Origin of the sequence: Nocardia alni, assembly GCF_019038435.1 — a bacterium.
Lineage (GTDB): Bacteria > Actinomycetota > Actinomycetes > Mycobacteriales > Mycobacteriaceae > Nocardia > Nocardia alni.
In genome coordinates this window covers 34,677-45,716 of the sequence record NZ_JAGPOX010000027.1, presented here as the reverse complement: position 1 = coordinate 45,716, position 11,040 = coordinate 34,677, and the positions used below count along the sequence as shown (strand labels likewise).

Below are 11,040 nucleotides of genomic sequence, written 5' to 3'. Positions count from 1 at the left end.
ACACCGAACCAACCTACCGTCCAGACGCCGCATCCGACGAAAAAGATTCATAGCTGGACAGCATCATCGCAGCTCATATCGCTGGTTCAGTTGGTGAGTGTGGCGATGGCGTCACCGACCGATTTGACGCCGAGGATCGTGAGCAGCACGGCCATGATGGTCGAGCTGTTGCGCATCGCCCAGTCCTTCCAGCTGGTGAGTATCGCATCGGCGCGATCTCCGCCCAGCAGGTGGACCCCCAGCGGAACGGTGACGCTGAGCGAGGCGATGAGCAGGAAGACCAGTCCGGCGAGCGCGCGGGCGCCGTGCCCGGGAGTGATGGAGGTGATGGCGACCGCGGCGGCGGCCAGCTGGGTGATGTTCTTCGGGTTGGCCAGGGCCAGCGTGGCCGCGAGCGCGACGACTCTGCCGGTGCTCTGGCCGGGTTGGCCCAGCCAGCGGGGTTTGGGCCGGTCGGGGTCGGGATGCAGGGCGCGGCGAGCCTGCTGGGCGGCGATGGCCAGGGCCGCCAGGCCGATGACGAGTTTGGCCCAGCCGGTCCAGGTGGCGGGATGATCACGGTGATGGGCGCCGAACAGACCGCCGACCACGAGCAGGACGGCGACGGCGACGGCGAGCACGACGATCCAGGTGGCGGCGAACACGGCTGCGCGGGTGCGCGCCCGCGGGGTGCCGAGCAGCAGGGTCATCGCGACCAGCGCCAAAGGGCTGATCGCGACGCCGACGGCATGCACGAGGATCTGGCCGATCGAAGTGCCGAGCATCGTTGCCCTCCTTACACTTTCACTGGTCGGGGTCGGTGTCGCGGCGGTCCCTGATCCATGCCCGCCCGGCGGCGACGGCGCGGTCCACCGCGCCGAAAACATGGGTGTCGGCGGGCACGACGCCGCCCTCGCCGAGCTGCGCCGCCAGGCCGGTGCGAGCCAGCACGCCGGCCAGTCCGGGCCGCACACCCGCGAGAATCAGCCGCCCACCGGCCTTGTCGACGCGAGTGGCGTAACGCCGGAATGCCTTGATCATCGCCGAGGACGGCACCTCCGGGACCACGCGCAGCGCCAGCACCAGCACGGCGTCGCGGGCGCCGGACGGATCGGGCAGTTCGGCGTCGATGCGCGAGGTCTCGGCGAAGAAGCTTCCGCCGCCGTAATCGACGACGGTCACCTCACCCGGAGGCAGCGTCGCCGGGACCTCGGCGGTCCGCCAGCGGCCGTCGGAATCCGGCACGAGAGTGAGGAGTTCGGCCTGCCGCGACATCTGCACGCAGTACAGCAGCAGCGACAACATCGCGCCGAGCACGATCGCCTGTTGCAGGGGCAGCTGCGTCGTCGCCAGGAACGTGACCACCATGGCCAGCGCCGACAACCGGGAGGTGCGCAGCACCAGCCTGATGTCGGGGATCTTGCCGACGATCAGTTCCGCGCCGACGACCATGATCAGTCCGCCGATCACCGGCATCGGAATATGCTCGGCCAGCGACCCGCACACCAGCACCACGATCGCCAGGAAGACACCGGAAATCACACCGGCCCACCGGGTTTTCGCACCGACCCCGGCCGCGACGCCCGTGCGCGACAGCGAACCTCCGGACGGCAGCGCGGAGAAGAATCCACCGCCGAGATTGGCGGCGGCCTGGGCGGCGAAGTCCCCGTTGACATTCGAGCGACTGCCGTCCGGATTGGGCATCGACGGCGACACCCCCGCCGCCTGGGCCAGCGCGACCAGTCCGACCGCGAGCGCGCCGCCGATCAGATGCGGCATCGCACCCCAGTTCGGCGCCGAGAACGGGGGCAGCATCCCCGGGATGTGGGCGATGTCCCCGACGGTCTCCACATGGACGTCGAATATCGCCACCCCGATGCTGACCACGATCATCGCCACCAGCAGCGCCAGCTCCGCGATGGGCCGGATCAGCCGGGCCGCGGCCCACATGGCGATCGTCGCCACCGCGACGAGCGTGGCGGACAGCTGCCAATGCCCCACACCCACAACCCAATTCCAGACCTGAAGCAGTTTGTTGTGCCCGGATGGTTTGTAGGCGGTCGCGTCCTTGAAGACTCCGGTGATGATGGACAGCGCGATGCCGGTCGAGAACCCCGTCATCACCGCGTTGGACACGAAGCTCATCACCACGCCCAGCCGTAGCGCGGCCATGATCGCCATGACCACCCCGACCAGCACGGTCAGCGCCGCCACATTGGCCCCCGCGTGCGGGTCCAGGCCCGCATCGCTCAGGACCGACTGGCTGGTGAGCGCGATCGCACTGGTCAACGTCGTGATCATCAGCACGGTCGGCGCGAACAGCGAACCGAGGATCGGCGGCACGACGCCCGCGTACAACCCGGCGACCGGGTTGAAACCGCCGATCGATGCGTACGCCATCCCCTCGGGGATGCTGAACAGTCCCGTCGCCATGCCCGCGGTGACATCCGAGCCCGTGGGGCGGCTCAGCCGCGCGCGCAGTCGCCCGATCAGGCCCGGAGCGGAGCCGATCGCCGTGTCGTCCTCGGGCATGCGGCTGCCCTAGGGAGTGACGATGGCGAAGTCCGGGTCGGGCTTGTCCAGCACGGCTATCAACTGTCCCAGCTTCGTGGGGTCGCCGGAAACCTTCACCTGACCGGACTGCACAGCGGCGGTCAGGTCCTGCCCACCGGCGATGACCGCGATGAGGGTGGGCCGGCTCAGGGTGAAGGTGGCGTCCGGCGCGGGCCCCTTGAACTTCGATGGGACCGCGTAGTGGATGAGCACGCCGTTGTTGAGTTCGGTGCGGTACGTGGTGTTCTCGTCGGTGACGATCCAGTCGTTGATCAGGTGCAGATCCCAGGCCTTGGGCCCGTTGATCAGGAAGGCGGCGGCATCGAAGACCTGGTCGACCGACAGCGCCGCCAGCATCGTCGGGGACGAGGGCACGGTCGGGGTACCGACATTTCCGTTGCGCAACTCGTAGGCGCCCATCAGGTAGAAATTGCGCCAAGGGCCGTTTTCGGCGCCGTAACCGAGCTGTTCGAACGCGTCGGCCTGCAATTGTTTGGCCGCGTCGTTGTTCGAATCGGCGAAGATCACATGTTTGAGCAACTCCACCACCCAGCGGTAGTCGCCGTCGTCGAAGGCCGTACGCGCCTTCGCCATCGCGTGGTCCGCGCCGCCCATCGCGTCGATATACCGCTTGGCCGCCTCGACCGGCGGATGCTGCCACAGGTTGGCGGGATTGCCGTCGAACCAGCCCATATAGCGCTGGTAGATCGCCTTCACATCATGGCTGACCGAGCCGTAATACCCCTTGGCATGCCACGTCTTCTCCAGGGCGGGCGGCATCCGCAGCATCTCGGCGATCTCGATGCCGGTGTGGCCCTGATTCAGCAGCCGCAGCGTCTGATCGTGCAGATAGCCGTAGGTGTCCCGTTGCAGCGACAGCCATTCGGTGACCCGATCGGTGCCCCACGCGGGCCAGTGATGCGAGGCGAACGCGACATCGGTATCGGCGGCGAACATGGTGATCGCCTCGGTCAGGTACTGCGACCACACGTGTGCGTCGCGGACCACCGCGCCGCGCAGCGTGAGGATGTTGTGCAGGGTGTGGGTGGCGTTCTCGGCCATGCACAGCGCCCGGCGGCTGGGGAAATAGAAGTTCATCTCCGCGGGCGCCTCGGTGCCCGGTGTCATCTGGAACACGATGCGGACCCCGTCGATCACCTCCTGCTGGCCGGTGGTGGTGATGTCCTTGGTCGGCGGGATCATCGTGACGGTGCCGGTGGAGGTTGTCATGCCCAGACCGGCACTGATCTGGCCCTTCGGGTCACGTGGCAGCGCCGCGCCGTACATGTAGGCCGCGCGGCGGCCCATGGCCGTGCCCGCGTACACGTTCTCCGCCACCGCGTGCTCGACGAATCCGGCCGGCGCCAGCACCGGTACCCGCCCGGCCCGCACATCCTCGGTGGTCGTGACGCCCATGACGCCGCCGAAATGGTCGACGTGCGAGTGGGTGTAGATGACGCCGGTGACCGGCTTGTCCCCGCGCTGCTCCCGATACAGCGCCAGCCCCGCCGCCGCGGTCTCGGTCGAGATCAGCGGGTCGATCACGATGACACCGGTATCGCCCTCGACGAGGGTCATATTCGACAGATCCAGGCCGCGGATCTGATAGATCCCCGCGGTCACCTCGTACAGACCCTGCTTGATCATCAACTGCGCCTGCCGCCACAGGCTCGGACTCACCGAGTTAGGGCACGTGCCTTGGATATAGGAGAAGGAGTCGTTGTCCCACACGACCTTTCCGTCGGCATCCCGCACCACCCCCGGTTTCAACTCCGCGACGAACCCCCGGTCGGCGTCCTCGAAATCGCTGGTATCGGACATCGGCAACGACTGCGCCGCCTGTTTCAACCGCTCCTGAGTATGGGTGGTGGGATCGGCCAACTGGACTGTATCGGTCACGACTGCTCCTGATCCTCGGGCGGAGAAAGGGCGGCCACAGCTGTTCGAGAGCCGGTTCAGCCATGACGACGCATTCCATGTGGCAAATACTCAGCTATCGATCAAGGTAGCCGAGTAGAAGCCTTCGCGGAAGAGCAGGTCCGCACCAAGGGTCTCGCCGCTGGATAGCGAGGGGTGCGGGTGCCTGGAGTGCCTACCGCAGGGGATCGGTCAGGCCGATATACAAACTGACCACACCGACCAGGACGATCACCGCGGCCGTCGCGGTGACGGGGAGCCCGGAACGGTGATCCTCGCCGCGACGCAACGCACGCCCGCGATGGAAGCTCACGGCCGCGAGCACGGCCAGCACGACGGCGGCGACCAGCGGGGCCACCGCCGTATGCCGCCAACCGCTGGATACGGCGTGATTGATGAACAGTGCCGCCGTGCCCATCGACGACACCGCGGTGCGACGCCACGACAGCGCCGTCCGCTCCCGGGCCATGCCGGTATCCGCGGTCACTGCATGAGCACCGCGATCGCGGCGATCACCGAGACGATGGTGATCCCGACGGCCAGCAGCGGCACCATGACGGTCCCGGTCAGCGGGTCGCCGCGGCGCATGGCGGCCTCGACGTCGCGCCAGTGCCGGTACGCGCCCGCGGCGACGATCACGGCCAGCACGATGCAGCTCACCGCCAGGGTCCGGCGGATTCCGGCGTGCCTGAACGGCTGCACGAGGGTGTGCACGGCGACGCCGCCGGCCAGCAGGCCCAACGAGGTGCGGATCCAGGCCAGGAAGGTGCGCTCGTTGGCGAGGGTGAATCGGTAGTCGATCTGGTCGCCGGGTCCGGAGGTCATCGAACCTCCCACATCTCGGCTACCGCCGAGCGAGCGCGATCGGTCGAGTGCACAGTCACCGCCTGGTGTCGAGTAATACATCATCGAAGTACTGCCAACTCCCGGCAATCACATCCTGCCAGGGGTGTCACAGCCACATCATTGCAGGCGCACTGCATTTTGCATGTGAACTGCAATACGCCGACTCCGGCCCGAGCAGAACAAAGGCCCGACCGCGAGGTGCGGTCGGGCCTTCGAGTTCATTCCAACGCTAGTACCGCGGCGGCGGTGGCGGCGGCACGCAGCAGCTGCCGGGCGGCGGTGGCGGCGGATAGTGCGGTCCGGGCGGGCCAGGAGGGGGGCCGGGGTAGTGCGGTCCCGGCGGTCCGGGCGGGCCCGGATGCGGAGGTCCGGGCGGGCCCGGGTGATACGGTCCGCCGTGTCCGGGCGGATACGGCGGCGGCTGTGAGGTCGCCGGCCCCGCCAGCAGCGCACCCGGAATCGCGGCGATCACGAGGACCGTTGCGCAACGCCGGGCGAGACGATGTGAGCGATTACCTGTCATACCGGTCGAACCTGCCCTTCTTCCCAAATCCGAGAATCCAGAAGTGATGCGAGTCGATCAGTACCTGTCATGGCCATCGCACCTGCGAGCCCATCAGGTCCGTTCATTGTAAGCCCGATTGATCCGACCGGTTCGTATGTATATAACGGAACCCCCTGAGCGCCTCTGTAGTGCGGATATGATGGAGCGGTTTGGCCCGACAGGTGGCCCGAAGAGGTGGAGTTTTATTCATGGCCGACCGGAACACACTGCTCGAGAACGCAGCCCCGCGCCCGCGGCGGCGGCGAAATCCCGAGCAGACCCGGCGCGCCATCGTCGAGGCGACCCTCTCGGCCCTGTCCGAGGGCACCTTCCTGCCGACCACCAAGGACATCTCCGCCCGGTCGGGCGCGTCCGAGCGCAGTATCTTCGTGCACTTCCCCGGACGCGACGACCTGCGGCTCGCGGTCATGGAGGAGCAGGCCACCCGCGTCGAGGCGCTGATCGAGGAGATCGACCCGGCGTGGACGCTGGACCGGCGCATCGACGCGGTGATCCACCGCAGCGAGGCGATCTACGACCTGCAGCGCTTCCCGCGCCTGGCCGGGCTCATCGAGGCGCATACCGTGCCGGGCGTGGACGCGCGAATGCGGCAGACGGAGAACAGGGTCCGCGAATCGCTGGCCCGCGCCTTCCTCGCCGAACTCACCCGGGAGGGCCGTGTCGACGAGCAACTGCTGGATCTCGTCGACACCGCCACCGGCTGGAGCGCCTACCACTACTACCTGGAACGACGACGCCTCTCGAAGGCCGACTCGTCCAAGGCCGTCCGGCGCAACCTGAAGATCCTGCTCACCCGGTAACCACGGCTACCCGATCATATTCACGCCACCCAGGATCTTGAGCGGCCGCAACCGCACCACCAGCTCGCCGGGCACGCCGTTGCGCTTGCCGAACTCCTCGGCGCGGTCGGCGCCCATATATCGGGCGGCGATATCGGTCGCGGTACGCACCAGCTCCTCGGGATCCTCCGAGACGGTGGCGATGCCCTGGACCTGGAAGTAGCCGAACGGCGGTTCGTCCAGGTCCACACACAGCGCCAGCCGGGGATCACGCAGGATGGCGCGACCCTTGGCCGTGTCCTTGCCGGTGTTGAAGACCAACTCGTCACCCTCGAGGACGAACCAGACCGGATTGATCACCGGACGACCGTCGGATGCGACGAAGGCGATTTTGCCCGTGCGCGTGCCGTGCGAGAGAAACTCCCGTACCTGCGGATCGGTGATGGATGCCATGCGCTCGAGCGTACGGCGGTTCAGATCGCGCCGCGCTCGCGGGCACGGGCGACCGCGGAGGTGCGCGACTTCACGCCGAGCTTGGCGTAGATGTGCACGAGATGGGATTTCACGGTCGTCTCGCTCAGGAACAGGCTCTTGCCGATCTCGCGGTTCGAATGCCCGTCGGCGACCAGCCGCAGTACCTCGATCTCCCTGGGGCTCAACGTGGTATCGGGTTTGCGCACCCTGGTCATCAGGCGCGAGGCCACCGACGGCGACAGCACGCTCTCCCCCTCCGCCGCCGCGCGCACCGCGGCCAGCAGCTCCGCGGGCGGGGTGTCCTTGAGGATATAGCCGCAGGCCCCGGCCTCGATCGCGCCCAGGATGTCGGCATCGGTGTCGTAATTGGTCACCACGAGCACATGCGGCGGGTTCGCCAGGGCGCGCAGCGCGATCGTGGCGTCCACACCCGACCGGCCCGGGCCGAACCGCAGATCCATCAGCACCAGGTCCACTTCCGTTGTGGTGCAGACCGATACGACCTCCTCGGCGGTGGCCGCCTCGCCGACCACCGCGACGTCCGCGGCGGAATCCAGCAGAGCGCGCAGCCCGGCGCGCACGATGGCGTGGTCGTCGGCGAGCAGCAGCCGGATCGTGGAGCTCATCACACCTCCGACGGAACCGTCTGTGCCGCTGGAGCATTCACCACAGGCGCCGGATCGGTGGGGAACGAGACCGTGACCGCGGTGTGGCCGGGTTCGGATTCCATGTCCATACTCCCGCCCTGCTGCTCGACGCGGCTGCGCATGGCGTTCAATCCGAAGGTGCCGCGCGCGAAGACAGCCGGCTCTATGCCGATTCCGTCGTCGACCACGTCCAGGTGCACGCCGTCGTCGGCATAGGTCAGGGTGATCCGCATCCGCCGCGCGCGGGCGTGGCGCACCACGTTGGAGACCGCGCCCTGCGCCACCCGCACCAGCGCGGCCTCGATCGGCATCGGCAGCCGTTCCGGTTCGCCCTCGATGAGCACCTGGGCGTCCAGGCCGGGTGCGCTGGCGCGCTGGGCGATTCGCTCGAGCGCGCCCACGAGCGATTGGCCCTCCAGCGCGGCCGGGCTGAGTTCGGCGATGAGCTGGCGGGTTTCGGCGAGACTGTCGGCGGCGGTCTCGCGCGCCAGCCGAATCTGGTGCAGCGCCGGATGATCGGGCGCGACCCTCTCGGCGGCGTGCAGCAGCATCTGGATGCTGGACAGCCCCTGCGCGACCGTGTCGTGGATCTCCTGCGCCAGGCGCTGGCGCTCGGCGAGCTTGCCCGCGGTGCGTTCGCGTTCGGCGAGTGTCGCACGGGTGGCGAGCAATTCGTCGATCAGCCGCTGGCGCTCGGCGGCCTCGCGGAACAGCGCCCGGTATCCGAAACCGATCGCGACCGCGACCACCGCGCCCAGCAGCGGCCCGATCACCCCGCCCGCGCTCCACCCCTCGTGCAGGCCGTAGCCGACCACCGACAGCACGGTCGCGGCCACGACCGCGAGCAGACCCCAGAACCGTGGCAGCAGATGCAGATACAGGAAGAACAGCCCGAATACCAGGTACACCGCCTCGGGAGCCAGACCCACCAGCCCGAGCCACAGCACGGTCAGCCCGCCCAGCCACACCCGCGCGGCCACCGGCCGACTCCGCAGGACCGCACCGCCGACGAAGTAGGTGAGCAGGAACAGCGCGGCCAGCACCGGCACCGCCACCCGGTTCTGTCCGCCGGGCACCATGGCCCGCACCACCACGTACGCCGTCAAGGCGACCATCAGCCCGTGCAGGGCCGCCTGCAGCGCGGCGAAGACGGGGACCAGCGGAGAACGGTGCACAATCCCAGCTTATGTCGGGTTATTCGACCGGCATCCATCGAACGGAGTATTCGGACACCATCCATGGCTGGTCCGAGGGCCGACCGCACCGACGATGGAACGCGGCCCGAAACGGGCCAGGCTGTGATCATGTTCGTCGCATTCCGAGATCTGCGTGCCGCCAAGGGCCGCTTCGGGCTCATCACGCTGGTCGTCGTCATGATCGCCCTGCTGGTGAGCTTCCTGAGCGGACTCACCGCCGGCCTGGCCCACCAGAACATCTCCGCACTACAGACAATGTCCGGCGACACGGTCGTGTTCGACGACACCGGGTCCTCGCCCTCGTTCGCCTCCTCGGCGCTGAGCCGGGACCAGGTGCTCACCTGGCAGCGCGGGGGCGGCAGTGTGGACCCGGTCGGGATCGCGCAGAGCCAGGCCACGCGATCCGGGGGCGCGCCCGCACAGGTAGCGCTGTTCGGTGACGACGGCGCGGCCTTCGGCAAGCACACGGCAATCCGTCCGGGCGCCGTGGAGCTCAGTGCACCGGCCGCCGAGAGCCTGTCCGCCGCGGTGGGCGACCGCATCGCGGTCGGAACCGGCACGTTCGTCGTGACCGCGGTCGGCGGTGACGACTGGTTCGCGCACACCCCGGTGGTGTGGATGACGCTGGCGGACTGGCATGCGGCCGAGCCGCGTGGCGGTGCCGCGACCGTCCTGGTCGTCTCGGGCGCGCACGATGCGGGCGCGGTGAACGCGGCCGCGCACACCACCACGACCACCGTCCCGGGATCGCTGCACGCGATCGCCTCCTATCAGGCGGAGAACGGGTCGCTGACGCTGATGAGCGTCATGCTGTTCGTCATCTCCGCGCTGGTGATCGGCGCGTTCTTCACGGTGTGGACGATTCAGCGCACACCCGACGTCGCCACGCTGGCGGCGCTGGGCGCGACCACCGGATCGCTGGTGCGCGACGCACTGGGTCAAGCGCTGATCGTGCTGCTGCTCGGCGTGGGTATCGGTGTCGGCGCTACCGCGCTGGCCGGAGCGGCGATCGGCACGAGCATGCCGTTCGTGCTCAGCGCCACCACGACGCTCGTGCCGGGGGTGGCGCTGGTCGGGCTGGGCCTGCTCGGCGCGGCCGTCGCGCTGCGCTTCCTGATCACCGTCGATCCACTCACCGCACTCAACCAGGCCCGCTGAGGCACAGGAGTTCTCGATGACCACCACACTCACCGTCACCGATGTCACGCTCACCTATCCCGACGGCGGCGGCCGGATCACCGCGCTGGACCGCGTCGGCCTGCGGGTGGACGGCGGCCGGATCGCCGCCATCACCGGACCGTCTGGTTCGGGCAAGTCCAGCCTGCTGGCGGTGATCTCGACCCTGCAACACCCGGATTCCGGCCGGGTTCTGCTCGAAACTGACAGCGGTAGTACGGATTTGGCCACCATGAGCCGCCGGGAAGCCGCGGCGTTGCGGCGCGAGGAGATCGGCATCGTCTTTCAGCAGCCCAACCTGATCGCGGCGCTTACCGCCGTCGAACAGCTGGAGGTGATGGCCCGCCTGGGCCAGCGTCTGTTCGTCCCAGGCCGGGTTCGCCGCGAAACCCACACGCGGGCAATGGATCTGCTCGATCTGGTCGGCCTGAGCGGGCACGAGCACAAACGCCCGGCCCAGCTGTCCGGCGGCCAGCGTCAGCGCGTCGACATCGCCCGCGCCCTGATGAACGATCCGTCCCTACTCGTCATCGACGAGCCGACCAGCGCCCTGGACACCGAACGCGGCAGCGCCGTCATCGACCTGATCCTGCGCATGGCCGACGAACACCACGCCGCAACCCTGCTGGTCACCCACGACCGCGCCCACCTCCACAGGATGGACTCGGTATACCGCATGGTGGACGGGGTACTGACCGCCGAGCAGGATGTGAAGCTGGCGGGCTGACACCCCACCTCAGTCACTCCGGCAGCCCACCTCCGTCATTCCGGCGTGCTTGTGGCCGGAATCCACTGGTAGATAGCGGTTACGGTGGATCCCGGCCACAAGCACGCCGGGATGACGGTGGACATCAGCCGGGATGGCCGTGGACATCAGCCTGAATGACCTGGATATCGACCGGAATAGC

The 11,040-nt window shown here is 68.3% G+C and carries 11 protein-coding genes; 3 read left to right on the top strand and 8 right to left on the bottom strand.

Annotation, left to right across the window (positions count from 1 at the left end; genetic code table 11):
* Positions 1–86 precede the first annotated feature (86 nt).
* The 5 genes from JZ791_RS13310 to JZ791_RS13290 form a co-directional block, all read right to left on the bottom strand.
* Entirely contained in the window at positions 87–764 is a 678-nt protein-coding gene (locus tag JZ791_RS13310; protein ID WP_216894614.1) for a GAP family protein, read from the bottom strand.
* A 19-nt stretch (positions 765–783) separates the two neighbouring features.
* Entirely contained in the window at positions 784–2,511 is a 1,728-nt protein-coding gene (locus JZ791_RS13305) for a SulP family inorganic anion transporter (protein ID WP_216894612.1), read from the bottom strand.
* A 9-nt stretch (positions 2,512–2,520) separates the two neighbouring features.
* Positions 2,521–4,353: an alkyl/aryl-sulfatase gene (locus JZ791_RS13300; protein WP_216894626.1), complete on the bottom strand. Its 1,833-nt coding sequence runs from the start codon at positions 4,351–4,353 to the stop codon at positions 2,521–2,523.
* A 271-nt stretch (positions 4,354–4,624) separates the two neighbouring features.
* The gene (locus tag JZ791_RS13295) at positions 4,625–4,936 is read right to left on the bottom strand and encodes a DUF202 domain-containing protein (protein WP_216894610.1); all 312 of its coding nucleotides are present in this window, start codon (positions 4,934–4,936) and stop codon (positions 4,625–4,627) included.
* Complete coding sequence (locus JZ791_RS13290) at positions 4,933–5,274, bottom strand: YidH family protein (protein ID WP_216894609.1); 342 nt, start codon at positions 5,272–5,274, stop codon at positions 4,933–4,935. The genes JZ791_RS13295 and JZ791_RS13290 overlap by 4 nt, the downstream gene beginning before the upstream one ends.
* A 774-nt stretch (positions 5,275–6,048) precedes the next feature.
* Between JZ791_RS13290 and JZ791_RS13285 the strand changes: the two genes are divergently transcribed.
* The gene (locus tag JZ791_RS13285; RefSeq protein ID WP_216894607.1) at positions 6,049–6,660 is read left to right on the top strand and encodes a TetR/AcrR family transcriptional regulator; all 612 of its coding nucleotides are present in this window, start codon (positions 6,049–6,051) and stop codon (positions 6,658–6,660) included.
* Positions 6,661–6,666: 6 nt separating this feature from the next.
* Here the strand turns inward: JZ791_RS13285 and JZ791_RS13280 are convergent, their stop codons facing one another.
* Genes JZ791_RS13280 through JZ791_RS13270 form a run of 3 tightly spaced genes read right to left on the bottom strand, consistent with a single transcriptional unit; the run spans position 6,667 to position 8,935 of the window.
* Positions 6,667–7,092: a PPOX class F420-dependent oxidoreductase gene (locus JZ791_RS13280; protein ID WP_216894605.1), complete on the bottom strand. Its 426-nt coding sequence runs from the start codon at positions 7,090–7,092 to the stop codon at positions 6,667–6,669.
* A gap of 20 nt (positions 7,093–7,112) precedes the next feature.
* Positions 7,113–7,739, bottom strand: a complete 627-nt coding sequence (locus JZ791_RS13275; protein ID WP_216894603.1) for a LuxR C-terminal-related transcriptional regulator — start codon at positions 7,737–7,739, stop codon at positions 7,113–7,115.
* Positions 7,739–8,935 carry a sensor histidine kinase gene (locus tag JZ791_RS13270; RefSeq protein ID WP_216894601.1) on the bottom strand — a complete coding sequence of 399 codons (1,197 nt, stop codon included), beginning with the start codon at positions 8,933–8,935 and terminating at the stop codon, positions 7,739–7,741. Before JZ791_RS13270 ends, JZ791_RS13275 begins: the two co-directional genes overlap by 1 nt.
* 129 nt (positions 8,936–9,064) lie before the next feature.
* Between JZ791_RS13270 and JZ791_RS13265 the strand changes: the two genes are divergently transcribed.
* Together JZ791_RS13265 and JZ791_RS13260 are read left to right on the top strand one after the other, a co-directional pair.
* On the top strand, positions 9,065–10,114 hold the full coding sequence (locus JZ791_RS13265) for an ABC transporter permease (protein WP_216894599.1): 1,050 nt from the start codon (positions 9,065–9,067) through the stop codon (positions 10,112–10,114).
* A 16-nt stretch (positions 10,115–10,130) separates the two neighbouring features.
* A complete protein-coding gene (locus tag JZ791_RS13260; RefSeq protein ID WP_216894597.1) occupies positions 10,131–10,859 on the top strand; it encodes an ABC transporter ATP-binding protein in 729 nt (242 codons plus the stop codon).
* Positions 10,860–11,040 lie beyond the last annotated feature (181 nt).

What these genes read in the sequence shown, in the direction of transcription:
- JZ791_RS13280 (WP_216894605.1), bottom strand. Translation starts at nt 7,092, where the DNA reads ATGGCATCCATCACCGATCCGCAGGTACGGGAGTTTCTCTCGCACGGC.
- JZ791_RS13310 (WP_216894614.1), bottom strand. Translation starts at nt 764, where the DNA reads ATGCTCGGCACTTCGATCGGCCAGATCCTCGTGCATGCCGTCGGCGTC.
- JZ791_RS13260 (WP_216894597.1), top strand. Translation starts at nt 10,131, where the DNA reads ATGACCACCACACTCACCGTCACCGATGTCACGCTCACCTATCCCGAC.
- JZ791_RS13300 (WP_216894626.1), bottom strand. Translation starts at nt 4,353, where the DNA reads ATGTCCGATACCAGCGATTTCGAGGACGCCGACCGGGGGTTCGTCGCG.
- JZ791_RS13285 (WP_216894607.1), top strand. Translation starts at nt 6,049, where the DNA reads ATGGCCGACCGGAACACACTGCTCGAGAACGCAGCCCCGCGCCCGCGG.
- JZ791_RS13275 (WP_216894603.1), bottom strand. Translation starts at nt 7,739, where the DNA reads ATGAGCTCCACGATCCGGCTGCTGCTCGCCGACGACCACGCCATCGTG.
- JZ791_RS13265 (WP_216894599.1), top strand. Translation starts at nt 9,065, where the DNA reads ATGTTCGTCGCATTCCGAGATCTGCGTGCCGCCAAGGGCCGCTTCGGG.
- JZ791_RS13290 (WP_216894609.1), bottom strand. Translation starts at nt 5,274, where the DNA reads ATGACCTCCGGACCCGGCGACCAGATCGACTACCGATTCACCCTCGCC.
- JZ791_RS13305 (WP_216894612.1), bottom strand. Translation starts at nt 2,511, where the DNA reads ATGCCCGAGGACGACACGGCGATCGGCTCCGCTCCGGGCCTGATCGGG.